The organism is Paenibacillus sp. SZ31, assembly GCF_012912005.1.
Lineage (GTDB): Bacteria > Bacillota > Bacilli > Paenibacillales > Paenibacillaceae > Paenibacillus.
Genome location: NZ_JABBEA010000017.1, coordinates 100,718 through 127,648 on the forward strand (window position 1 = coordinate 100,718; position 26,931 = coordinate 127,648).

The following is a 26,931-nucleotide window of genomic DNA, read 5'->3' on the forward strand; positions in this document are numbered from 1 at the left end:
GAAGCCACGGAATATAGGTCGTTTTACATGAGAGAGGGGAATCATAGGTGACTTTTAAATATAACCATCCATCACACTCTAAAAAAGTAGTATCAGCCGTGCTTGCAGGCATGATGGCCCTTAGCGCCGGCGGAGCTGCCATGGCAGCAGAATCAACAGAAACGGGGCAGGGTCAGACTGCGGCAATAACGAATACGGCTGCACCAACTGGTTTGTTCAGTGACATCAAGGTCGGATACTGGGCTGAGAAACATGTGTACAAACTGGCATATCAAGGGATTCTTCTCGGTAATAATGGCCTGTTCCGTCCAGGAGACGCGGTTACACAGCAAGAAGCTGTAACGATGGCAATCCGTTTTATGAATCAAGAGGGCCAGTTGAATACCGACACGGCTGCGGCATTACCGACAAACATGGAAGTGGGAAATTATTTCAAGCCATATGTCGCGCTGGCACTTCAACTGGGACTGGTTGACAAGACGGAAGAATCAACGGTGGATGTATCCAAGACATCTTGGGGTCAAAAACCGGCTTCACGGGAATGGATTACGAAACTGTTAATCCGTTCATTGGACAAGGATGCTGAAGCCAAGGCTCAAAACAATCAATCCACGGGATTTGCTGATAATGCAGATATTTCCGAAAGTGGTAAAGGTTATGTCAATCTGGCTGTTAGCCTGGATCTGGCCAAAGGTGTAGAAGGCAACAAATTCAATCCAACCGGTTCCGTAACCCGTGCTCAGCTCGCTACCTTCTTCAGTCGTGGCGAATCGTTAACGGATACAACGTATCCCAACACATCCACGGGTTATGTGACTGGATTGAAAGATGGGCAGATCACGCTGGTTGTGGACGGTAAAGCCGTTAACTTCGCAGTGAACAGCAGTACGCCTTACTTTACGAAAGATAGTGAAACTCGTGCTTCATCCACCGATGTGAAACTATATACGAAAGTTATGATTGTAGGTTCTACAGGTGTGGCTTCCTATGTGGAAGTTGTTGATGCTACACCGCAGGTGGAAAGCGTTGAGGGGACTTTTGCACGTTCATTATCAGGAAATAAAATTGGTATCTTTGTAGGCGAAAATTACGAAACGTACAGTTATGATGAAGCAACTGCATTCATCGATCAGAATGGTAATGCAATCAAACTGTCCGATATTACAGCAGATAGCATCATCGAAGTACAGCGGGAGACGTTCTCGGCTGACAAAAAAACAGTCGTTATTCGTGTGAAATCCGGCATTGTGAACAAGAGTGACAATGGCGTCATTGCTGAAGTGTCTACCTCTGGCAAAACGATCAAACTTGTCAATGCAGCGGGTGCTACAGAACAGTTTGCATACAATGACAATCTACTTATCACATATCAAAACCGTATCCTGTCAGTAGCTGATCTGAAAGCCGGCAGTGCCGTGAAATATACTGTGAAAGACAGCATCGTGCAAACGATCGAGTTGTCTCAAGGTGTGGAACAGTCTGTGCGCGGAACATTGGTTGAGATCGGTGGCAACCAATCCACGTTAACGTTCAAACGTGAAGGGGGTTCTCTTGAGGCGAAATTGCTCACTGAAAAGCCGGAAGTCATCATCAATGGCATTCAGGATGCAACGTTGAATGATCTGATCACGGATGCAACGAACGGGGATCAGGTGGAGCTGACATTGAACTCTGACGATCAGGTAACGCGTATTCAGGTTATTGGACGTCAGATGGAGCCAATGAACGGGGTAACGGTTGTATCGTACAACAGTAAAACCAAGGTACTTACTGTGTTGGACAACAACAAGAAGCCGTTTGTATTTACATTGGATGAGAAAACTAAACTGGATTACAATACGACCAAACCTACACTCGCTGGTCTGGAGTCGCTCTTAAATGATGGTCGCAAATTGGATCTGACCTATGTGGGAACACGTGCGTTGTCCGTTAAGGTGATTTATAAGTACGAAGGTACGATCAGCAGCATTGACACTTCTGGCAAAAAAATCAGTTTATTGTCTGGTAATCAGACGATCACAGTGCCTTATACTACCGCTCCTACAGTTGAAATCTATAACAAATCCGGCGCAAGTCTGGGAGATTTGAAAATCGGTGACAACGTTACCGTAACGCTTGGAGCAAATCAGGATGTGGTGCAGAAGGTTGCACTGAACACTGTGGCTCAATTTGAAGTGGTTGCCTTGGAAGCGAATGGTCGTATTCGAGTGAAATCGGATCTGTTGACAAGTCAGTTCTACGTGGATCAAGCGGTACTGACAGGAGAAAGTGGTCAGACGATCACGCCTTCACAACTGACAGCAGGCAACCTGATTAATGTAACGTTTGAAGGAGCTACGCCAAAAGCGGTTCAAGTCGTGAAGCGTACGCTGGCTGAAGTTACAGCGGTGGATGCTTCATCCGTAACGCTTAAGCAGTTTAATGGCCAGACTGAAACCGTGCCTGTTAGCGGTTCGGTTAAAGTCGTGAAATCTGGCTCTACATTAACTTCACTGACGAGTCTTACGGTTGGAGATCGTGTCGAAATGACAAAAGATACGGATAATTCCACACGCTTCAGAGTGCTGACTGTCATGAGCAAACAGTTCTGGTCTTATGATGGCGTTGGTAACCAGATTCTGGTTAAACGGGAATCGACAGCAGACACGAACTATCGTTTTGCACTCGGATCAAGTGTATTTGTTCACCAGGGTGACAATACTTTAAGCGTGCAATCTCTCAGAGATAATGATAATATTGTATTGTATCTCCTGAACAATGTAATTCTGGAGATTCAAAAACAGTAATCGTTTCTTTTCGAGGATCAAAAGAATGACCGTCTTGATACGGGATCTTTCCCGCATCAAGACGTTTTTTTTGCAAGCTTTTTGAGGTCCCCGCAAAGTACTTGGATGAAGCTTCGAAGTAAGGCTCCTCAGCATGGAGTCATTTTGTGGGAGGTAGCTCTTCATGAATGCAGCGACGGTTAGACATATACTCGAAACTATGGAAGCAATGTTTCCTGATGCACATTGCGAATTAAATCACAGCAATGCATTTGAATTGACGGTAGCTGTCCTTTTGTCTGCCCAGTGCACCGATGAAACGGTGAACAAGGTAACCGCAGATTTGTTCCAGAAATACAGAAGCCCAGCTGATTATCTGGTGGTTCCTCTCGAAGAGCTGGAACAGGATATTCGGCGAATCGGTTTATATCGGAACAAGGCCAAGCATATTCAGAACATGTGCCGAATTTTAATAGAGCAGTATGGCGGTGATGTACCGCAGGAACATGATCAGCTTGTAACGCTACCAGGTGTCGGTCGGAAAACCGCGAATGTAGTTGTTTCCAATGCGTTTGGAGTACCGGCAATTGCGGTAGATACTCATGTTGAACGAGTATCCAAGCGACTGGCGCTTGCAGGTTGGGATGACTCCGTACTTGAAGTCGAAAAGAAACTAATGAAGCGCGTACCCCGGGATGAGTGGACTTTAACTCACCACCGGTTTATATTTTTTGGACGCTACCATTGCAAGGCACAGAACCCTGCGTGTCATATCTGTCCATTGCTGGACATATGCAGGGAAGGAAAAAAACGTATGAAAACGTCCCAAATCAGGAAAGATAAGGAACGTGTCACCACCCGAAAACGCAAAATAAATTAATGAGCAGAAAAGGATGAATAATCATGAAATGCATTTCCGTGTACACTGACAATTTTGAGGCCTTCTCCGATATTTTTGAACAAATCGTTGAACAGGAAATGGCTGAAAATGAAGAAAAAGAAGTAGAAGGCATCACAGTAAGCCATTCTGGCGACGTGCCTGAACATTATCTGGAGCGTATGTCCGTTAAACCAGAAGTTGTTGTTATGAGAGACAAGGGCAGAGACATTACAATTCTGCAACATGGACAAGTATTTGAAATCTTGCTGCCTTCCATGGAGAACGCAGTTTCATAAGAAGTGATTACACTATTGGTTCTGTTGCATTAATGTCATGAGAGTCATTGTGCTTAAGGTGATCTTATCGATATTCATGCAACAGATACTTGGCGTAAGCATTTTGCTAAATGCCGAATATAAAACGTATTACGAGATAAAACCGACTTGGTCGGTTTTATTTTTTTTAGATTATAGAATTTATACGTTCATTTAGGTATATTCAATTCCAACCGTTCAAATTCAAACTTGATAATGTTAAAATAAATGTTGTAAAAGAGATAGACGTCGAAACGGATGTCAAATTAGAGGAGCCAGGGGGAAGGCCAGTCATGTCCAGAACAGATTACCCAAAAGAAATGGCCAAACCTCTGCTTCCGCTGCGTGAAGCGATGGAGCAGACAGGGGACCATACGGCTGTACAGGCTATAACGGATTTAATCAGCAAGGCGGAAATGAAACATCTGACGATTGCGTTCTGTGGTCATTTCTCTGCAGGCAAATCGAGTCTCATCAACAGTTTGTGCGGTAAGCGGGTGTTGCCTTCAAGTCCGGTGCCAACAAGTGCGAATGTGGTGTCCATACGTAATGGTAAGCCGAGAGCGCTTATTTATACTACTCCAAACGTAAGCGCTGACAATGGAGCAGGAACACTTGAAGTTTCTCCAGAGGAATTGGAGGCGTATTGCAAAAATGGTGGAGCTTACAGTTCAATTGAGGTATGGGATGATATTCCTCTGCTGAAAGATGATGCTGTCCTGCTGGATACACCAGGTGTGGATTCAACAGATCGCGGACATAGTCTCGCGACCCATTCAGCGCTTCATCTTGCGGATGTGGTGTTCTATGTCATGGACTATAATCATGTTCAGTCCGAGACAAACCTTTCATTTGCCAAAAGTCTGTCGGATTGGGGCAAACCGTTGTTTCTGATCGTGAACCAGATCGACAAGCATCGGGAGCGTGAGCTTTCGTTTGACCAATATACCGAAGGTGTGGAAGCTATATTTGCGGCCTGGGAAGTTAGATATGACGGACTGTTGTTTACTTCCCTTCGTGACAAGCAGCATCGTTACAACCAGTGGGATGTGCTTCCGGGACTCATTGGACACATGATGCAAGAGAAGGAAGCATTAATCACGCATAGTTTGGCAAGTTCGGCCAGTCATGTAACGGAGCAACATCTGACAAGGCAAGCGGAGAAACGTGAAGACGAAGAAAGTTCCCTGCTGGATGAGATTGGTGGCAAGGAAGGAATTGAACGCTTGGAACGAGAGCTGGAGCTTCTCGATCAGCAAGCAACAGACATTCGTACTGGGCCTTCGCGAGTGCGTGAGAAGTTCAGGGCAGAGCTTGAACCCCTTCTGGCGAATGCGAATCTTACACCTGCGGATATTCGTGCGTCTGCTGCTACCTATTTGGAGAGTCGCAAACCGGGATTCCGCGTGGGTTTATTGTTCTCAGGTGGCAAAACCGAGCAGGAGAAACAACGCCGTGCTTCTGAACTGGTCAGACTGTTACAGGATCAGGTTTCCGGACAAGTGGAGGTACATATTCGCACAATGCTCAGGCAGTTGGGTGAATCCCATCAGCTATGGGGAGCGGAGTGGGAGCAGGCTCTCAATGCGGAACTGCCTGCTGTAGATGAAGCGCTATTGGAGATGAAGCGCAGTGCCAGTGCGGAAGTGTCTCCAGAGTATGTGATTCAATTCAGCAAAGATCTGCGGGGCGAGATTGAGGCCCGCTATCGCAGGTCGGCCATGATGCTGGCCGACCGCATGCTGGAGGCGCTGGGCGCGCGAGGCGAGGCCGCGCTCCAGGCGCTGGACGCCAGCCGCGCAGCGCTGCTGGCGCAATCCGCGGCGGCGGCGCGCTACACGGCGCTCCAGCGCAGCGCCGCCGCAGAGGCAGCAGGGCTGCGCAGCCTGCTGCCCGATGCGGGCCCCCTCCCCTCCGGGCTATTGCCGGAGGTGAAGGGCCCGCACGTGCCCGCGGTGCCTGAACCGGGCGAAGCTCCCGGTTCGCATGCGGGCACGTCAGCGTCAGTGGCTGCGCAGCCACTGACGCAAGAGGCACCGCCGCAGCAGCGCGCAGTCGCAGCGGCGGTGCCTGGGCCATCGGCGGCTGGCGCTGAACGCCGCCGACGCCTGGACGCAGCAGCGGCACGGCTTGAAGCCGCTGCTGCGCTGGTAGAGCCGTACCCCGCCATGGGGTCGGCGGTACAGGATCTGCGTGCACGCGCGGCTTCGCTTGCGGGCGGCACGTTCACTCTGGCGCTGTTCGGAGCATTCAGCGCCGGCAAATCCTCCTTCGCCAACGCGTTGCTGGGCGAAGCTGTACTACCCGTCTCGCCGCATCCAACGACAGCGGCGATTAATCGGATCATGGCTCCTGCCGGGGGCGCGGAGCATGGTACAGCCCGGGTCCGCATGAAGACCCGGGACGCCTTCCAGGAAGATCTCGGCTATTCCTTCCGATTGCTCGGACTCGGCGAGCCTGGAGCGGAGTGGCAGAAGCGAGTTAAATCGCTCTCTCCACAGGATGTGCATCCGGCGGGGCGCCCGCACTACAGCTTTTTGCAGGCGGCAGCATCCGGTTGGGAAGAGACAGCGGACCAGCTGGGTCAGGATGTGCTGGTGGATCTGGAGGGTTACCGTAACTTTGTCGCAAACGAGAAGAAGTCCTGTTTTGTAGACAGTATCGATCTGTATTACAGTTGCGATGTAACGGAACAAGGCATTGTGTTGGTGGACACGCCAGGAGCAGACTCCGTGAATGCTCGTCATACGGGTGTAACCTTCAATTATATGAAGAATGCGGATGCACTCATTTTCGTAACGTATTACAACCATGCGTTCTCTCAAGGAGATCGTCAGTTCCTGAACCAGTTGGGACGTGTCAAAGACAGTTCTGCCATGGATCAGATGTTCTTTGTTGTGAATGCCAGTGATCTGTCTTCCTCTGAGGAAGAACTGGATCAGGTTCTCGATCATGTGAGTACCCAACTGCGCAGTAATGGAATTCGGGCACCAAGACTTTTCCCGGTATCAAGCATACAGGCGATGGAAGGCAAGATGGCCGGGGATTCGAATCTGCTGGAGCAATCCGGATTTATCCGGTTTGAGGAAGAGTTCAACCAATTTGCTGGCAGAGAATTAGCCGATCTTGCCGTCGGTGGTGCTTCCGAAGAGATGGCACGTGTCATTCAGCGGCTGAAGAAGCGTGCGGAGGATGCAGCTCAGGGTGAGGAAGCATTGCAGCAGCGGCGGGATGAACTGGAGACCATTCAGGGACAGTCACGTCAACGCATACAGCGACTTGCAGAGCGATCCATGAAGGAAGAATTGTCTCAGGAAACAGCAGAATTGCTGTTCCATGTGCGGCAGCGACTTGCCTATCGTCTTGGTCTATTCATGGCAGAAGCATTCCATCCATCCGTACTTCGGGAGGATCGTGGCAATTTGAAGACGGCTTTTGCAGCCTGTGGACGTGAACTGTTACGCATGATTGCCATCGAACTGGAGCAGGAACTGCTCGCCACAACCCTCAGACTCGAACAGGCAGGTCAGACCTGGCTGATGAAGCAAGTTACGGAATGTATAGACGAGGTGAGACAGTTATCTGGGGGTGTAGATGTATCACTGCCACTGAACGAACGTTGGAGTACACCTGTGCTTGAAGAGGTTCGGCTGGAAGAACCGTCCGGATGGAAAAGCTATTTGAATTACTTCCGTAATCCGAAGCAGTTCTTCGAAGGGGATGGGCGTCAGCGGTTACAAGAGGCACTTGATCCTGTCCTCAAACAGATGATCATTGAAGTTCTTCCTGCTGCGCAAGACAAGCTGATTCAGTTTTATGACAACCAGCTTCTTCAATCCTTGCAACACCAATCCCGACAGTTGGAAGAACGTCTGGACGAGGCGGTGAGCGGAATTCAAGATACCCTGGAAAGCGGAATTCCTGCCGAGCAATGGTCGAGCTTGTCTGTACAACTGGAACAGATGGAACGCAGTTAAATTCGCGGTATAACGCGTAATCTCTGGAAGTCTTTGTAAAACAAAATGAATGATACAGCAACAGATTGAAAATGTTGCGTAAATCAACCCAAAAAGGCTCCTGCCGAAAAGGCATACAGGGAGCCTTTTTTTGGTACGAACAACCTGAAATAAAGAGAATATTCAAACATTTGATTGAAAGGTGGGTATTTACCTTCGTTAATGCGTCAATAAGCTGAAAGCAGGCAGAATATGGTCTGTTATTCGCTTTGCCGCGAATGGGGTACGGTGATAAACTTCATAAATGTTCATAGTATTTTTGAACGACATAAGAGGAGGAGAAACATGGATGTTCTTAGGCAACTGCAAACCTTTTTTTGGGAAAAGCGAACGTATTTATTTGTATCAATCTTGTTCCTCGCCTTAGCGACCGCACTTGGGTTAGTGTATCCGTACATGCTGAGGATACTGATTGATGACATTATTGTTCCGCGAACTTTTGAAGACGTTCCCATAATTGCCTTGACTGTGTTAGGTGTAGTTATTTTGAAAGCGGGAATGCAGTTTTTACATGGGTTTTTTGGAGGGCGCTTGGGTAACTTCCTGGCGTACAGACTTCGTAACGCATGTTACGAAAAGCTTCAATTTTTATCCTTCCGTTATTATGATACGGCCAAGACAGGTGATCTGATGTCCCGCCTCACGGGAGATTTGGAAGCCATCCGTAACTTTATCGGATTTGGTTTCGCCCAGATTCTTAACATGATTTTCATGGTCGTATTCGGCGCAATCATGATGATGACCATGAGTTGGCAGCTTACGCTGTTCACGCTCATATGCATCCCATTACTTGCCTTCGTTGCGCTGAGATTCGAATCCAAAATTCACCCTGCGTTTCAGGAGATGCGGCTGGCGCTCAGTTCACTGACGACAGCGGTACAGGAGAATATCACTGGCGTACGTACGGTAAAATCCTTTGCACGTGAGCCATATGAAGTGGAGAAATTCTCCACACGTAATGAACGTTACAAGACGAATCAGATTCATGCCGCAACATTGTGGAGTCGCTATTTTCCGATCATGGAGATTCTTGCTTCGGTAAGCATCGTGCTGTTGCTGGTGATCGGTGGAAGAATGGTTATACAGAAGACGCTGACACTCGGTGAACTCGTTGCCTTTTTCAGTTTGATCTGGTACATAATCGGTCCAATGTGGAACCTTGGGTTCCATATCAACAACTATACGCAATCCAAAGCTTCAGGTGAACGGGTGCTCGAACTGCTGAATACGCCAGTGGATGTTGAAGAAACGCAAGATCCGGTCATTGTGGAGGCAGACCAGGTGAACGGCCATGTGACATTTGAATCCGTTACCTTTGCCTACGGCAACAAAATGCCAGCGGTAACTGATATTAATTTTGATGCTGCACCCGGTTCTGTAATCGGTTTCCTCGGGGGAACAGGTTCAGGTAAATCGACCATCATTCAGCTTCTGATGCGTGCATATAACGTCAACTCGGGTTCGATCAAGCTGGATGGCAAAAATATCAAAGACATAGGCATCCGCAGTTTGCGGAGTCAGATCGCTTCTGTTTTCCAGGAAACATTCCTGTTCTCATCCAGTATTCGTAATAATATTTCCTACGGACTTAAGAACGTCACCACGGATGAGATTATCCGTGCAGCCAAGCTGGCCAAGGCTCATGACTTCATTATGGAGTTCCCGGATGGATATGACACGGTGGTTGGTGAACGCGGCATGGGATTATCGGGTGGACAGAAACAGCGGATTGCGATCGCAAGGGCTTTGCTGAAAAATCCGAAAATTCTGGTACTTGATGATGCAACCAGCGCCGTGGATATGGAGACGGAACATGAGATTCAATCCGGTTTCCAGGAAGTTATGCGCGGCAGAACGACATTTATTATTGCACACCGGATATCTTCACTACGACATGCAGATGAGATTCTGGTGCTTGATGAAGGTCGCGTGGTACAACGTGGTAAACATACCGAACTCATTGAAGTGCCTGGACCATACCAGGATGTTTATAAAATTCAATATGCAGATTATATTGCCCGCGGTAAGCGGGAGGCTGGGGAGCAGGTGAATTCATGAGTGCCGAAACGATAGCAGACAGGCGCGAGGCCAAAGGCGCCTCTGAGAAGAAACTGAATGAACGATTTGTGTATCAGGACGATGAAATTATTGAAAAGCCGTTTAACTGGAAAGAATTCGGACGTTTGTTTGCATACATGAAACCATATGCGAAACAACTGCTACCACTCGTTATTCTAATGATGATCTTGGGTACCATTACGAAATTGTCCGTACCATTTCTGATCAGTCTGGCGATTGACCGGGCCATCGCACCGGCAACAGGGTTGCCAAGTATGACTATGCTTTATTGGATAGCAGGCTCTATATTATTCTTGTATCTCGTTCAATGGGCTGCCAATACGTACCGGATCAAACTGACCAATATTATTGGACAGCGCGTTATTTATGATCTTCGCTCGGATCTGTTCAAGCATATCCAGAAGCTGTCCTTTAACTTTTTTGACAAAAGACCGGCAGGTTCGGTACTGGTACGTGTTACGAATGATATTAACTCCCTTCAGGATCTGTTTACCAACGGTGCAGTTAACGTCATGATCGACTGCGTACAGCTCCTAGGGATCATTGTGATCCTGCTGTTGATTAACTGGAAACTGGGTCTTGCCGTAATTATTACGGTACCGATCATGTTTATCATCTCGACCAAACTGCGGGTGCTGATCCGTCGTGCCTGGCAGGATGTGCGCATGAAAAACTCTCGGATTAACTCCCACTTGAATGAATCCATTCAGGGGATTCGAGTGACTCAGGCTTACACACAGGAAAAAGAGAACATGAAGTATTTTGACAACATGAATCTGTCCAGCAAAAAGTCATGGGATAGAGCATCAGCGATGAACCAGGGCTTCGGACCACTGATTGAGATTACTGGTGGATTCGGTACATTAATCCTCTTCTGGTTTGGTGCTTACCTGATTCAGGAAGGTCAATTGACTGTGGGATTACTTGTTGCTTTTGCCAACTATGTCGGCAACTTCTGGGACCCAATCAACCGTCTGGGACAGATGTATAATCAGCTGTTGGTTGCGATGGCATCATCGGAGCGTATCTTCGAATTCATGGATGAAAAGCCAAGTATCGCAGATAAACCAGGTGCCAAGCCACTTCCTTCTATTAAAGGAGATATCGCATTCGAAAATGTGGTGTTCGAATACGAGAAGGGCAGACAGGCGCTGAAAGGAATCAGTTTCTCTGCGGCTGCTGGCCAATCGATTGCACTTGTCGGTCATACGGGCTCAGGTAAAAGTACGATCATCAATCTGATCAGTCGTTTCTATGATATATCTGGCGGACGTCTCACCATTGACGGACAGGATGTGCGGGATGTAACGGTAGAGAGTTTACGCAGCCAGATCAGTATTGTATTGCAGGATACGTTCATCTTCTCGGGCACCATTCGTGACAATATTCGATTTGGACGATTGGATGCAACCAATGAAGAAGTGGAGGACGCGGCAAAAGCAGTCAATGCACATGAGTTCATCATGAAGCTGCCTGGCGGATATGATACCGAAGTAGAGGAACGCGGTAACGTATTGTCCATGGGACAACGGCAATTGTTATCCTTTGCCCGTGCGCTCCTCGCTAATCCGCGCATATTGATTCTGGATGAAGCTACAGCCAGCATCGACACCGAAACAGAGCTGAAAATTCAGGAAGCGTTGAAGGTACTGTTACAGGGAAGAACGTCCTTTATGGTCGCTCACCGTCTCTCCACTATCCGGAATGCAGATAACATTATCGTCTTGGATCATGGTGAAATTAAAGAAGAAGGAAACCATGAGCAGCTTATTCAAAAACAAGGCATCTATAATGGATTAATAGAAGCTCAATACAGATTTTTGTGATGAACTTTTTGGACGCCCATTAAGCGTCTGATCACCTATGAACTTATAACACTCTGGCGTTCTTTAGCCTGATCCTTCAATAATAAGTACATCTTATTCATTGAAGACAGGCATAGAGGATAGCCGGAGTGTTTTTTTTAATCGGTAGTGTGGTATGTTATATTTTTGAAGAATGAAATGTATACAATCGTTCATGGCTGGAGGGAGATCAATGCAAATGCACAACAACGAAATAAAATCAGAGCATTTTGATCACCTGGATCATATGAACTTTAGGCTCATTAATGTCAATTATACGAGTGGTCCTGCGACGGAGTGGCTTCTGAGGAAACACTTCATTGAAACATACATGTTATTATTTGTAGCCAGTGGACAAGGCTGGTTAAAGATCGATGGGAGTTTCATCGAATTAAAGGCTGGTGGACTGTACATAGGCTTCCCAGGGCAGCTGGTTGAGGCGAATGTGCGTTCGTTGGATGAACGAGGCGTGTATCACATGAACTTTGATGTCATGTACGCACTGGAGCAGGAGGGTGAAACAGCCCTGGATATGATGAAACAACTTTTGCGTAATGAAGTGAATGGTGAGGTCACCTCATCTTCACCCGTTGCTGTTGGCGTGATCTGCCAGATGATTTACCACCATACATTGAAGAAGGATGGCTTGCAACGGTACTATGGTCAGATCCGTTTTCAGGAACTGCTGTATACCATGTTTTACGACGGAGCCTATGCAGAAAAGACGGATCTGACTTCACCGATTGAACATGTTAAAGCCTATATGGAGCAGAATTACGCGAAGAGATTAACCATCGAGGAATTAGCAAATGTTGCACGAATGAGCCCGCGACACTTCATGCGTTTATTCAAAAAAAGATATGGCTACAGTCCAGTGGATTATTTGACCTTTTATCGAATCAAACAAGCCCAGATCTTAATGAGAAATGATCACAGTTATCGACTCAAGGATGTGGCATCGTACGTGGGTTATCAGGATGAGACGTATTTCCGTCGTAAATTTAAACAAATCTCCGGTATTCCACCGGCAGCATTTATACGTAATAGCAAACAAAAAATTGCTGCGGTTCATTCTGTGAGCATTGGCATACTGCTTGCATTGCAGATCATTCCCTGTGCTGCGCGGGCAAGTCATCCGTGGACATACTATTACAGACGTAAATATGAAACGGACAAAGTTATGCCACTCGCAGAGGAGGAGACCATCTGGCTGGAACAGCTTCGATTAGTTAAACCTGATTATATTATTACCGCTGGCACGGAGTCTGCGGCTCTGCAAAGTCAGCTTCACTCCATTGCTCCTGTGTGTGACCTACCGTGGGAAAAAGGCGATTGGAGAGAACATTTGAGATATGTTGCAAGCTTTTTGGACAGATCGGATATTGCAGAGGTATGGCTTCAAAGATATGAAGAGAAGGCAACAATTATTAAGAATCAGCTTGCAGATTTCATACGTAAAGACAGGCTGGTTGTGCTCAAAGTATATGGCGAAAAATTGCAGATGTTAGGCCAAAGGAGCATTGCTTCCGTTTTTTACGTTGATATGCAAATGGAGGGTCCCGAAGGAATTGAGACTTATTGGGAACGGGGCACAGTGAGCATTAAGGAGCTGTCTGTTCTCAACGTTGAAAGAATATTACTGATTGTGGGTGATGATGAGACATCCAGGCAGACATGGACTGATGTACGGAAGTCTGAAGAATGGCTTGCGTTGTTGGCGGTGCAGAATGGCAGAGTGGACATCCTTTTGTCGAGCGTCCTGCTGGACTACACTGCGTTTACCCATGAGCTTATGTTGGATGAAATATTAAAACTATGGCAAGATCGTCCATAGCAAAAAGTCTGAATAGTCAATATCATGCCAGAAGATATTTTATTATACTACTCCTATATCTTAGTGATAATGATAATTATTATTGATTAAACATTGTCATATTAATGACTTATAGGGGGTACATAGAGAATGAGATTCAGATGGTTAACTGTAATATGCACAATGATGTTGATGCTCGTTATTTCGGCTTGCGGGGCAGCAGGCAAAGAAGCATCTACGAGCGAGGGACAAGAAGCGGGTACCGCTAATTCTTCAACAACAGACGCAAGTCAGGTGAAGAAAGTGAACACGGAAATGGGAGAAGTTGAAATTCCGGTAAATCCGCAAAAAGTAGTGGGTTTGTCCGTTGTATATCCAGAATTTTTATATTCACTTGGCATCGTACCCATTGCTGTACAGAACTACCATGAGGATTTTCCTTCTTACTTGCAAGAGCCATTTGCAAACACGATGAAAATGGGAATAGGAAGAACGCCTAATTTTGAAGCCCTCATGGAGGCAGCTCCGGATCTAATTATCGCTCCTGACTGGTGGTCTAAAAAGGACTATGATCAACTTACTCTGATTGCACCTACCGTACTTTTGCCACAGCGTGATGATTGGCGCGATGAACTGCGGGATATGGCCAAAATTTTGGACAAAGAAGAACAGGCAGAAAAGGTAATTCAGGATTTGGTAGCAAAGGAGAAGGTAGCTGCCGACAAATTGCACAATCTGATTGGTGAGGAGACGGTTCTCTACATTAGAGTGATGGAAAAAGAAATCGTACTTCATGGCGAGAATCTCGACCGAGGAAACTTTGTCCATAAACGATTGGGAATGAATCCACTTCCTAATTTCCCGAAAGATCAAACAGCCATGTCCGTATCCTTGGAAGTACTGCCTGAATACGACGCAGATCATCTGATCGTTCAGCTGGATGATGAGACAAATCCGGAAATTAAAAAGAAATTTGAAGATATGTTATCGACATCGTTATGGAAAAATTTGAAAGCTGTCAAGCAGGACCGTGTTTACATGGTGGGTGGCAAGGAATGGTTCAATCTGGGCATGTCTCCGCTTGCCGACGAATATGTCATTGATGATATTGTGACTGCTTTTGAAGAAAAAAATAAATAAAGCATCTGCATCTGTTACATGAATCTCTAGTTCATAACTCAATTAACAGGGGGTGTTTAAAATGAATGAAGAAGACATCTATGATGTAACCATCATTGGAGGCGGCCCTGCTGGCATGTATGCAGCTTTTTATGCAGGGATGCGTGATATGAAAGTCAAAATCATAGAAGGTAAAGACCAGCTTGGTGGTTTTCTGCATACCTATTCGGAAAAAACAATTTGGGATGTAGGTGGACTGCCACCTATGAAATGTTCGAAGTTGATCGAATGGCTTGTTCAGCAAGCGAATACGTTTAATCCACCGGTTGTATTGAATTGCCAGATAGAAAGGTTCTCCCGACTGGATAACGGAATATGGAGTATGTATACCGCTGGAGGGGAGATACACTATACGCGTACGATCATTGTCGCAGTAGGCCGCGGTATCGCAGAGATTCAGAAGCTGGAGCTTCAGGAGTCGATTGAATATGAGCAAGAGAATCTTCATTACACCGTGCAAAATCCAGAACATTTCGCTGGGAAGCGTGTACTCATTTCGGGTGGAGGCAACAGTGCTGTAGACTGGGCAATTGAACTTGCTAAACTTGCTCGCAGCGTAGTCGTAATCCACCGGAATACTGAGTTTCGTGCAATGGAACGGAATGTCAGCGAGATGAACAACATAACGGATGTGAGAACGCCATATAGCATCACGCAACTTCATAACAATGGTAAGCGAATCGAGCAGGTTGTGATTACGCATATGGAAAGTCAGGACAATGTAGTGTTAGAAGTGGATGAAGTCGTCATTAGTCACGGATATAAAAGCAATCTAAGTGATCTTGCCAGTTGTGGCTTAGAAATGAACGATGGAATGGTTCTAATGAGCCACCATGCACAGACGAGTCTCCCTGGTGTTTTTGCAGCAGGGGACTGTGCGACGCACGAAAGCAAAGTTAGACTCATTGCAGGAGCCTTCAATGATGCGATCGTGGCAGTCAATAGTGCGAAACAATATATGACGCCCGACGCACCCAAGATGGCTTATGTTTCTTCCCATAATGAAATCTTCAGAGAAAAAAATCGACAAATCCCAAGTCATTAAACTTGGGATTTGTTAGCGTATTCCGATTCACTGGAGTATTAGCGTCTGCTGTTTTAACATTTCCTTAATTATGGGAGGAATGGAAGGAGTATCGAATCTGTGAGCGGTAATTGTAAAATTTGATCGAAAAAACACAAAAAATCTTGTAAAATTCACAAGAAAAATAGGGTGCACTCTTGCAATCTTTAACCAAAACCCCGAAAATAGAGAGACAGATATAGAAGATTTCTCTTTGGGAGGATTGGAAAGAACATGTGGGGTGCTCCTTTTACGGCTCAAGCCAAAAAAATGCTGCTACTAGGCAGTGGAGAATTGGGAAAAGAGGTCGTTATTGAGGCCCAACGACTGGGAGTAGAGACGATCGCTGTTGATCGTTATGAGAACGCACCTGCGATGCAGGTCGCGCACCGGTCTTACTGCATCGACATGCTGGATGCCGAAGCTTTGAAACAATTGATCCGTAAAGAAAAACCTCATTACATCGTACCTGAGATTGAAGCTATTGCAACAGAAGCTTTACTGGAGCTTGAGGAAGAGGGATTTTGTGTAGTACCTACTGCCCGAGCTGCACGTTTAACGATGGATCGCGAAGGCATCCGTCGGCTTGCAGCTGAACAATTGAAACTTCCGACAGCTGACTACCTTTTTGCGGACAACCTGGAACAACTTCAGGAAGCCGTACGTGAGCTTGGCACACCTTGTGTCATTAAACCATTGATGAGTTCTTCCGGCAAAGGGCAGAGTGTATGCCGTACACCGGGCGACGTGGAGGATTGTTGGAACATTGCTCTTTCGGGAGCTCGTGGCAAATCCGTCCGTGTTATCGTGGAGAGCTTTGTGCAATTTGACAGTGAGATTACATTACTTACCGTTAGGTCTGTATCAGGCACCGTATTCTGTCCTCCGATCGGCCATATTCAGAAGGATGGGGATTATGTCGAATCCTGGCAACCTCATGCAATGACTCCTGAACAATGGGAGCAGGCTTGTCATATTGCCAAATCCGTTACGGATGAACTTGGCGGTTATGGACTGTTTGGAGTGGAATTATTCCTGACTCCGGATGGTGTTGTGTTTAGCGAGGTATCTCCTCGTCCGCATGACACAGGCATGGTTACAATGGTGACGCAAGACAGTTCTGAGTTTGCGCTGCATGTACGTGCAATTCTTGGTTTTCCGGTCACAGGTGTACATCTGTTGACACCGGGAGCTTCAGCAACGCTGAAGGCTAATGATGAAACATCTGACTTTACTGTAGGCGGGATTGAAGAAGCACTGGCTCTTCCTCGTACTCAGATTCGTGTATTTGGCAAACCTGAGACCAAAGTAGGACGCCGAATGGCTGTAGCCCTAAGTGCTGGCCAAGATGTGGAAGAAGCTCGTAAAACAGCGGTGCAAGCCGCTAATATGCTGAAAGTGGAGGTAAATCATGTCCAATAATGTTGAGGCCCCTGTACTGATGATCCGAGAGTGTGAGCTGCGAGATGCTGAAGCGGTAACGGGACTGATGCGAGAGGTCAGCTATCCGACAACAGCCAATGTCATGAAAGAACGCATTGAATGTTTGGAAACCAATCCAAATGCGTGCATGCTTGTTGCCGAAGTGGATGAACAAATTATTGGTGTGATTGGCTTGCAATGTGTGCAAAATCATGCCTATCCAGAACCTGCCGCACAAATTACTTCTCTAATCGTAGGTCAGGAACATCGTGGTGGTGGAATTGGCCGTCGTCTGATGGCTCGTGCTGAAGATTGGGGCAGACAGCAAGGTGGTAAACAACTGTTTGTCACGGGTGCGAACCGTGAAGTGACTTCAACAACGTACTCTTTTTATGAGCACATTGGTTTTCAGAAGAGAGGCTATCGGTTCAGTAAAGTTCTTCTATAGTATAAAAAGGTTCTTTTATAGCATGAAAATTCTCATTATATCCTGATCTGCACCTTCTGGTGTCGTGAATGATAAATAGATGGTGAAGTGGCATTCGACTAGCATTTTTAGTCCGAATGTCTTTTTTTTATGCTTTTGCAGACAGGGATAGAGGCATGAAGGATAAGCCATCAGGGCGTGTTTGAAACGCTCTAAAAATGACAAAAAAGTTACTTTTCCATAATTTATGGGTTCACAATCTCTTTATGAATTGATATACTGCTAGAGTATTAATTACAAAGTTGTAATAACTAATCTTAAGGAGATGAATGAATTTGAAAAAGAAATGGATGAAAACCGTCGTGACGAGCAGTCTGACAGCCGTATTGGCCGTAGGGGTTATGCTCCCTGCTTCCGCGTCTGCTGCAGATTCAACATATAAAACTACCGCAACGTACAAGATTACAAGTACAGACAGCCTGAAAGCATACATTGAGCAATGGCTCAAACAAAACGGATACACAGTATCCGAAGGACAAATTGTAGAGAAGCCTGCTACGCAGCCTGATCAAACCACTAAACCTGCTGAACCGACAACAAAACCAACTCAGCCAACAACTCAGCCGGAGCAACCGACAAAACCTGCTCAACCAACTCAAGAAGAAAAACCGGCAACTACACCGGCTAAAGATCCTTCGAACACGGGTAGCACAGGTAACAATACAAGTAATAATGGTAGCGAAAGCACACAATCAGACTTTGCTACTCAAGTTGTAAAACTTGTGAACGCTGAGCGTGCCAAAGCAGGTCTGAGCGCTTTGTCTTCGGATGCCCTTCTGGACAAAGTAGCTGTAGCCAAAGTAAAAGATATGAGCAACAATAACTATTTTGATCACCAGTCACCAACGTATGGTTCTCCGTTTGATATGATGAAGCAATTCGGAGTAACGTATAGCTATGCAGGCGAGAATATTGCCAAAGGACAAAAAACACCTCAGGAAGTGGTAACAGCCTGGATGAATAGTGAAGGCCACCGTGCCAATATCTTGAGCAAAAACTTTACGCATATCGGTGTAGGTTTCTACAACGGGTATTGGGCTCAAGAGTTTATCGGTAAATAAGAATTTTAGAGGTTGTTCAAAAAGTTCGCTTTTGATTACGAATGATGCCTGATGGCATCATCAGCATCGAATATGGGATTCAGCCGAAATGTCCGTTGCTCACGTAGATTTCCCTACGCTACGCTACTCCATTTCTAGCTTTATCCCATCTTCTCGGTACTGAAAACCGAACTTTTGAACACTGAATTTAATGAAGTAATTAAAAATTTGTTTATCACAAGGTTATGCCAGCACAGTTGAAATCTGTGTGTGGCATAACCTTTTTTCCTTAAAATTACATATGGAAAATGAATTCTGCGAATGTAGCGCCAAAATTTGCAAATTAACGACAGAACATTTATGTTATTTAGGAATAGCATCATCAGGGCGTGTCTGAAAACTCCGAAGGAAGCGGATTTTCAGACACGCCTTAATGTAAAGTCATTATAAATTATAAAGCACCCGGACTGGTGTACATGAGCGGAGATGTGATGATGAAAAAGAAAAAAAGCCTTGATTCAGCACCATGGATCTGGAGAACTGTCAGTACAGTATCCATCTTGGCAACCTTGTTGTTGTTATTTGGATTTGGATATGCCATCAAAGACGTGATTTTCCCCGAGGGAGATTCTGCGTTAACTACAGGCCAAGAGACAACTGCACCACCTAAGGATTTGGGAGAACCAGCGGTCGTGGAAGATGGCAAGATACGGATGGCCGTCATTGGCGATTCTTTGGCAAGAGGTACAGGGGATGATGAAGGACTTGGCTTTGTGAGACGTGCAGGGAACCTGCTCAAAGATAAAGGATATGACGTTCAAGTTCTTAATAATCTGGGTGTTAATGGTTTGAGAACTGATGCTTTGTTGACAAAACTGGATGAGCAAGGTGTGCGTTACGTCCTGCAACAGTCCAATTTTATTTTGCTCTCGATCGGCGCGAATGATCTCTTCCAAGGCGGACAGGTTTTGCAGGGGGAAGATCCGCCAACTGCAGAGCAATTGGCAGCGGCTTTGCCGGAAACATCGAAACGCCTTCAGGATATATTGAAGAAAGTAAAAGAAATCAATCCCGATGCACAGATTGCGTACATAGGGTTGTACAATCCGTTTGGTGATGTGAAGGAACTGGAGGAGCCAGGTAATGCGGTTGTTGCTGCATGGAACGACGCTGCACTGGCTATTTTGAACAATGAGGACAAGATGACACTGGTCCCTACATTCGATTTATTTGAAAACCATCTGGGGGAGTATCTCTCGTCAGATCATTTCCATCCCAACGGACAAGGTTATGAGCAAATTGCAGTTCGGATTGCACAGGAATTCCAGGCGGATACACCGGCAGAAGGGAGCGGAAATTAAATGGCAGAGCAGCAGTATGATTCCGTCCTGTCCGTACAAAATCTGAAGAAGCGGATCGGACGCAAATGGATCATTAAGGACGTTACATTTGACGTAAAACCTGGTGAAATCTTCGGATTTCTCGGTCCCAACGGTGCCGGAAAAACAACGACCATACGGATGCTGGTCGATCTGATTAAACCGACAGAAGGAAAAATCAAAGTCTGTGGTTATGATGTGAATCGGGACCCTGAACGTGCTTTGAAGTATGTAGGCTCCATTGTTGAGAATCCGGAGGTATATACATATCTGACCGGGTGGGAGAACCTGGAGCATTTTGCACGCATGCAACCAGGTGTGGACAACGAGCGGATTCAGGAAGTCGTGGATATTGTACGATTGGATCAGCGCATTCATGATAAAGTCAGAACATACTCACTGGGGATGCGTCAACGGCTAGGTATTGCGCAAGCGTTGCTTGGGCGTCCACGTCTGCTCATTCTGGATGAACCGACGAACGGCCTTGATCCAAAAGGCATTAAGGAACTACGTGTCTTTATTAAACAACTTGCCAGTGAAGGTATGGCTGTATTTGTCAGCAGTCACTTGCTAAGTGAGATCCAGCTTCTCTGTGACAGAGTAGCCATTATCAGTGCTGGACGTGTGCTTGCTGTTGGAGGCGTTAGCGAACTGATTGAAGATCATTCGAAGTTGGCTATCTGGCACATTTCACCACTGGAGCAAGGCAAAAAGATGTTGCAGGATGCAGGCATTGCTCTGGTAGGTCGACCTGCGGATGTGATGGATGATACCATTGTTGCGGGCCTTGGTCCCAACGCTGTGGTTGCCGAGATGCACGAAGATCGAATTCCTGATATGGTGCAACAGATGGTTCAAGCTGGTGTACAGGTTGAAGGGGTACAACGGATTCAGCCTACGCTCGAACAACTATTCTTAAAAATGACAGAAGGTGAATCCATTGAATAATATCATGCCGCTGATTCGCAATGAAACGATTAAGATGGTGAAGAAAAAACGGCTTTATATTATATTTATTGTACTTGCGATCCTCGTACCGATGTTTACGTATGCCCAGATGAAATCTGCGGAGAATAACCGGGACAAGTTTGGCGGCGATTGGCGGCTTGAACTGCAACAGGCCATCACTGACAACCAAAACTCGCTCGGTAGCGATCGGGTGCCTGAAGAATACAAAAAATATAGAACTGTATATATCCAGCAGATGCAGTACTATCTCGAAAATGACATCAATCCCAAAGAACCTGGTGGTGTTACCTTTACGCGGGAGTTCATGAACAATGCGGTTGGGTTGTTTATTCCACTGTTAATCATGGCTATTGCTTCAGATCTTGTTTCGGGTGAACGTACGACAGGTACGATTAAAATGCTTTTAACGCGTCCGGTTAGACGCTGGAAAGTGCTTCTGAGCAAATTAATTACGCTGATTATGTTTGTTTCGATCATAGTGGTATCAGCCTACATTATATGTTATGTCATATCGGGTGCCGTCTTTGGCTACAAAGGCTTCAACATGCCGATCTTCACAGGATTCAAGGTTGTGGGAACGGATGTCGATATGTCGGCAGTACATGCTGTAGACCAGTGGCTGTATATGCTTATGCAGGCAGGACTGATCTGGTTTGTAAGTGTAATTGTGGCTATGCTTGCGTTTATGGTATCTGTGCTTGTGCGCAGTACTGCTGCAAGTATTGTTATCATGATGGCCGCTCTGATTGCAGGAACAATCTTGACCAGCATGGCAGCATCCTGGCAGACAGCGAAGTATCTGTTCATGGTTAACCTCGAACTTCCGAATTATTTGTCGGGTGGATTACCGCCAATCGAGGGTATGAATTTAGGTTTTTCCCTTATTGTGCTTAGTGTTTGGGGCGTTGCTTCACTCATTGTGTCATTCCTTGTCTTTACGAAACGGGATATCTTGAATTAAAATGGACAAGGATAAGAAAACATCTGTTTGCATTTTAGGCATTTTTTTAGTTGCAAGTTAAGAAGGGGGAGCATGAATGGTCGAGCAAATCGATATGTCGGCAGGTTCGACAGGCGGAGGACAGGGGTCTTCAGGCTACGACGCGGACGACATTCAAGTACTTGAAGGGTTGGTAGCGGTACGGAAACGGCCGGGGATGTACATCGGCAGCACCAGCACTTCAGGTCTACATCATTTGGTATGGGAAATTGTGGACAACGCTGTCGACGAACATCTCGCCAAATTCTGCTCCAAAATCGATATCACACTGCATAAGGACGGTTCTATTACGGTTCAGGATAACGGAAGGGGAATTCCGACAGGTATACATAAAACAGGGATTCCTACTCCCCAGGTCGTGTTTACGATTTTGCACGCAGGCGGTAAGTTCGGTGGATCAGGATACAAAAAATCCGGCGGTTTGCACGGTGTAGGTGCGTCAGTTACAAACGCATTGTCCGAATGGCTTGAAGTCGAGATTTTCCGTGATGGCAAGATTCATCGTCAGCGATTCGAATATTGGCAGGACAAAAAAGGGATTGAACATGTCGGAGAATCGGTGTCCGGTCTCGAAGTGTTGGGTAATACCAATCGGACAGGTACGAAAGTTACATTTAAACCGGATATTCGCGTGTTCCAGAGCGGCATTCAATTCAATTATGATACACTGGCAGAACGTCTTCAGGAGATTGCTTTTCTGAATTCGGGTCTGAGAATTGTGCTCAAGGACGAACGTTCAGGCAATCAGGATGAATACATGTATGAAGGTGGAGCAAGCCAGTTCGTTGCTTTTCTTAACGAAAATAAAGACGTGCTGCATGATGTCATTCACTTCTATGCGGAGAAGGATGACATTGAAGTCGAAGTGGCAATCCAGTATAACGCGGGTTATACGGAAACGCTCGCTTCATTCGTGAACTCGATCCCTACTCGGGGTGGCGGTACTCATGAGACCGGATTCAGGGCTGCGTATACCCGTGTAATGAATGACTACGCACGGCGTACCAGCATGATTAAGGAAAAAGATAAAAACCTCGAAGGCAATGATTTACGTGAAGGTATGATGGCCGTCATCAGTGTCAAAATGTCTGAGGTTGAATTCGTAGGTCAGACGAAGGATCAACTCGGTAGCGCTTCCGCTCGAAGTGCAGTGGATTCGGTCGTGTCTGAGAATATTCAAAGGTTTCTGGAAGAAAACCCGCAGGTAGCGCAAACGTTAATTCGCAAAGCGGTTCAAGCCTCCAGAGCCAGAGAAGCGGCTCGCAAAGCACGGGATGATATGCGCACAGGCAAGAAACGTAGCGAAAGTTCCAACCTGAACGGCAAACTAACGCCGGCGCAATCAAAGGATTTTACCCGCAATGAGTTATTTATTGTCGAAGGGGATTCCGCAGGTGGTTCTGCCAAACAGGGACGTGACTCGAAGATTCAGGCTATTCTGCCGCTCAAGGGTAAACCGCTCAATCCGGAAAAATCAAAGCTGGCCGACATTCTCAAAAATGAAGAATACCGTGCCATTACAGCGGCGATTGGGGCGGGTATTGGAACCGAATTTGCAGTTGAAGACAGCAATTATTCCAAAATTATCATTATGACCGATGCTGATACGGATGGCGCACATATTCAGGTGCTGTTGTTAACTTTCTTTTATCGTTATATGAAGCCATTAATTGATGCAGGCAAAGTATATATAGCACAGCCGCCATTGTACAAACTTACTCGTAAGTCTGGTAAGCTCGCGAGCGTTCGATATGCATGGACGGATGAAGAACTGGCGAATTATATGAAGGAATTCGGTAATAATGTTGAGCTTCAACGTTATAAAGGGCTTGGTGAGATGAATCCGGATCAACTGTGGGAGACAACGATGAATCCGGAAACTCGTGCGATGCTGAAGGTACAGATTGTTGATGCGGCAAAAGCAGAACGTCGTGTATCTACGCTCATGGGTGATAAGGTTGATCCGCGTAAACGCTGGATTGTAGAGAACGTCGACTTTACAGAGTACGAAGAATAGAAGGTGCTTGGAATGAGTCCATCAGAACAATTTATGCCGGCCTTTCTCGAAGAGGTCGTAGGGGACCGTTTCGGTCGCTACTCCAAATATATTATTCAAGATCGAGCCATTCCCGACGTACGGGATGGGTTGAAGCCTGTACAGCGGCGTATTCTGTACGCCATGTACGATTCAGGTAATACGCCTGACAAGACTTACCGCAAGTCTGCCAAAACCGTTGGGGACGTAATGGGTAATTATCATCCTCATGGTGACTCTTCGATCTATGAGGGTATGGTGCGGATGGCACAGCCATGGAAAATGGGCCATATGCTCGTGGACGGTCATGGTAACTGGGGATCACAGGATGATGACCCGGCAGCGGCGATGCGGTATACGGAGGCCCGTTTGTCGCCCATCGCGATGGAGATGCTTCGCGATATCGAGAAACGGACCGTTCTGTTTAAGGATAATTTTGATAATACGGCCAAAGAACCGGTTGTATTACCATCCCGTTATCCGAACTTGCTGGTTAATGGTGTTAGCGGAATTTCCTCGGGCTTTGCAACGGAGATCCCTACTCACAATCTACGTGAGGTCATTGATGCTTCCATCGCTGTAATGGAAAAACCATCCATTGAGCTGGATGAGATCATGATGTTTATGAAAGGTCCTGACTTTCCGACAGGCGGATTGATTATGGGCGGCGATGGCATTCTTGATGCTTATCGCACAGGTAAAGGGCGGATCTATATCCGGTCCAAAACCGAGATTGAAAACATGCGTGGTGGCAAACAGCAAATCGTTATTACCGAGATCCCTTATCAGGTCGTGAAGTCTCGTCTGGTTACAGCGATGGAGAACATTCGACTTGAGAAGAAGGTTGAAGGTATTGCCGAAGTGCGTGATGAGAGTGGACGTGAAGGTCTGCGAATCGTGGTTGAGTTGAAAAAAGAAGCGGATGCACAAGGCATTTTGGCTTATTTGCTGAAGAAAACCGATCTGCAAGTCACCTATAACTTCAATATGGTTGCGATTGTGAATAAAGCACCTCACCAATTAGGATTGAAATCGATTCTCGAGGCTTACATTGCCCATCAGCGGGAAGTTGTAACCTTCCGTACCCGGTTTGAGCTGGAGAAGGCGCAAGACCGTGCGCATGTGCTCGAGGGCCTGGTAAAAGCACTTAACATCCTCGACGAGGTCATTGCAGCGATCAAAGCATCGAAAAACCGTCAGGATGCCCAAAATAACCTGATGTGGATGTTTGGATTCACAGAACGCCAAGCGGATTCCATACTTACTTTGCAATTGTACCGTTTGACGAATCTGGAGATCAATTCTCTGGAAAAGGAACTCGGTGAACTGATGAAAAAAATTGCGCAATTACAATCCATTCTGGATAGTGACCGCAAGCTCATCGGAGTCATCCGCAAAGAATTAATGGAGATTCGTGAGAAATACGGCATAGACCGTCGTTCTGCGATCCAGGGTGAAGTAGAAGAACTTAAGGTTAATCTCGAAGTACTTGTGAATGCGGAAGATGTATTTGTTACGTTATCCAAAGAGGGGTATGTGAAACGTACAGGCATGCAGTCCTTTACACGTTCTGGTGGTGAACGGAGCGGAAGTGGTGTGAAAGACGGCGATTATATCGCTCAGGTCTTGGAAGTAAATACGCTTGAGAATCTGCTTGTCTTTACGAGGAAAGGTCAGTACTTCCTGTTACCTGTTCACCAGGTACCTGAATTCAAGTGGAAAGACCCGGGCACAGCGATTGTGAACGTGATTCCACTTGCGAAAGATGACCGTATTGCAAGTGTGCTTGCTGTGAAATCCTTTGAAGAGCCGAATCACAGTCTGGTCTTCGTTACGCGAAGAGGACAGGTGAAACGAACGGAGCTGAAGGATTACGTTACCAAGCGTTCCGGTGCAGTTGCGGCTTGTAAAGTGGGCAAGGACGATGAAGTATTATCTGTACATCTAAGTACAGGTGGACAAGATATTTTGTTGATTACGAAAGAAGCCATGGCGATTCGTTTCCGAGAGGACGAAGTCAATCCGATGGGTCGTGTGTCTGGTGGTGTTCGTGGTATTCAGTTAAGAGATACAGATGAAGTTGTATCGGCTCTATGGGTAGAAGGAGATGAAGGTGAAGTTGCCGTGTTGTCCGATCTGGGATATGGTAAACGTTCATTACTCCTCGATTACGCAGTGCAGAGTCGTGGAGGCAAGGGGCTTGCCACATTCGAGTTCAAGGAAGGCAAACGAGTGAAACCGAATGGCAGCAGCATTGTTGGCGCGTTTTATTGCAAAGAGCAACGTAATATCACGGTAATGACCAAAGAAGGCCAGGTGTATCCGATATCATCGGAAGGTGTTCCGATTACAGAGCGCAAACATATTGGCAAACTGATCGTTCATGTGGACAAACAGGACGAGATTGTTGAACTTCTAAGGGACTTCAATGAGAATCAACCAACATCATCTTCATAAAAACAACAAACGAGACTTTTCGCAGAACAGCTAATCCTGTCATGCGAGGAGTCTTTTTTTGTTGTTCGAAGGCGGATTAGAAGAGGGCATTCATGCGAAGTTTAACAACCTTCGTCGATTACGGTCGATCGCTAGGAAATTGAAAAAAGGCAGCAGGAATGCGGCTTTGAAGCGCGAAAACTTAAGCAG

Annotated in this window: 17 protein-coding genes; all 17 read left to right on the plus strand. The window is 46.3% G+C overall.

Annotation, left to right across the window (positions count from 1 at the left end):
- Window positions 1-47: 47 nt before the first annotated feature.
- Window positions 48-2,786 carry an S-layer homology domain-containing protein gene (locus HF638_RS24275; protein WP_169482523.1) on the plus strand — a complete coding sequence of 913 codons (2,739 nt, stop codon included), beginning with the start codon at window positions 48-50 and terminating at the stop codon, window positions 2,784-2,786.
- Between the two features lie 163 nt (window positions 2,787-2,949).
- Window positions 2,950-3,645: an endonuclease III gene (nth, locus tag HF638_RS24280; RefSeq protein WP_169482525.1), complete on the plus strand. Its 696-nt coding sequence runs from the start codon at window positions 2,950-2,952 to the stop codon at window positions 3,643-3,645.
- Between the two features lie 23 nt (window positions 3,646-3,668).
- Window positions 3,669-3,941, plus strand: a complete 273-nt coding sequence (locus tag HF638_RS24285; RefSeq protein WP_017687779.1) for a hypothetical protein — start codon at window positions 3,669-3,671, stop codon at window positions 3,939-3,941.
- A gap of 311 nt (window positions 3,942-4,252) precedes the next feature.
- Window positions 4,253-7,936 (plus strand): dynamin family protein, encoded by a 3,684-nt coding sequence (locus tag HF638_RS24290; protein WP_169482527.1) that lies wholly within the window; start codon window positions 4,253-4,255, stop codon window positions 7,934-7,936.
- 324 nt (window positions 7,937-8,260) lie between these two features.
- Window positions 8,261-10,033: an ABC transporter ATP-binding protein gene (locus tag HF638_RS24295; protein ID WP_169482529.1), complete on the plus strand. Its 1,773-nt coding sequence runs from the start codon at window positions 8,261-8,263 to the stop codon at window positions 10,031-10,033.
- A complete protein-coding gene (locus HF638_RS24300; RefSeq protein ID WP_169482531.1) occupies window positions 10,030-11,880 on the plus strand; it encodes an ABC transporter ATP-binding protein in 1,851 nt (616 codons plus the stop codon). The genes HF638_RS24295 and HF638_RS24300 overlap by 4 nt, the downstream gene beginning before the upstream one ends.
- Window positions 11,881-12,091: 211 nt before the next feature.
- Window positions 12,092-13,732 (plus strand): AraC family transcriptional regulator, encoded by a 1,641-nt coding sequence (locus HF638_RS24305; protein ID WP_169482532.1) that lies wholly within the window; start codon window positions 12,092-12,094, stop codon window positions 13,730-13,732.
- A 129-nt stretch (window positions 13,733-13,861) separates the two neighbouring features.
- On the plus strand, window positions 13,862-14,851 hold the full coding sequence (locus tag HF638_RS24310) for an ABC transporter substrate-binding protein (RefSeq protein WP_169482534.1): 990 nt from the start codon (window positions 13,862-13,864) through the stop codon (window positions 14,849-14,851).
- 61 nt (window positions 14,852-14,912) lie between these two features.
- Window positions 14,913-15,935: an NAD(P)/FAD-dependent oxidoreductase gene (locus tag HF638_RS24315; protein WP_169482536.1), complete on the plus strand. Its 1,023-nt coding sequence runs from the start codon at window positions 14,913-14,915 to the stop codon at window positions 15,933-15,935.
- A 252-nt stretch (window positions 15,936-16,187) separates the two neighbouring features.
- On the plus strand, window positions 16,188-17,375 hold the full coding sequence (gene purT / locus HF638_RS24320; protein ID WP_062835127.1) for a formate-dependent phosphoribosylglycinamide formyltransferase: 1,188 nt from the start codon (window positions 16,188-16,190) through the stop codon (window positions 17,373-17,375).
- Window positions 17,365-17,823 (plus strand): GNAT family N-acetyltransferase, encoded by a 459-nt coding sequence (locus tag HF638_RS24325; RefSeq protein WP_062835126.1) that lies wholly within the window; start codon window positions 17,365-17,367, stop codon window positions 17,821-17,823. The genes purT and HF638_RS24325 overlap by 11 nt, the downstream gene beginning before the upstream one ends.
- Window positions 17,824-18,137: 314 nt before the next feature.
- Window positions 18,138-18,923 carry a CAP domain-containing protein gene (locus HF638_RS24330; protein ID WP_211175770.1) on the plus strand — a complete coding sequence of 262 codons (786 nt, stop codon included), beginning with the start codon at window positions 18,138-18,140 and terminating at the stop codon, window positions 18,921-18,923.
- A 473-nt stretch (window positions 18,924-19,396) separates the two neighbouring features.
- Entirely contained in the window at window positions 19,397-20,263 is an 867-nt protein-coding gene (locus HF638_RS24335) for a GDSL-type esterase/lipase family protein (protein ID WP_169482540.1), read from the plus strand.
- The gene (locus tag HF638_RS24340; RefSeq protein ID WP_169482542.1) at window positions 20,264-21,229 is read left to right on the plus strand and encodes an ABC transporter ATP-binding protein; all 966 of its coding nucleotides are present in this window, start codon (window positions 20,264-20,266) and stop codon (window positions 21,227-21,229) included.
- Window positions 21,222-22,211, plus strand: coding sequence for an ABC transporter permease (locus tag HF638_RS24345; protein ID WP_062835122.1), 990 nt, complete (start codon window positions 21,222-21,224; stop codon window positions 22,209-22,211). The genes HF638_RS24340 and HF638_RS24345 overlap by 8 nt, the downstream gene beginning before the upstream one ends.
- Before the next feature lie 76 nt (window positions 22,212-22,287).
- Window positions 22,288-24,267 (plus strand): DNA topoisomerase IV subunit B, encoded by a 1,980-nt coding sequence (parE, locus tag HF638_RS24350; RefSeq protein WP_169482543.1) that lies wholly within the window; start codon window positions 22,288-22,290, stop codon window positions 24,265-24,267.
- 12 nt (window positions 24,268-24,279) lie between these two features.
- Complete coding sequence (gene gyrA, locus HF638_RS24355; protein WP_169482545.1) at window positions 24,280-26,742, plus strand: DNA gyrase subunit A; 2,463 nt, start codon at window positions 24,280-24,282, stop codon at window positions 26,740-26,742.
- Window positions 26,743-26,931 lie beyond the last annotated feature (189 nt).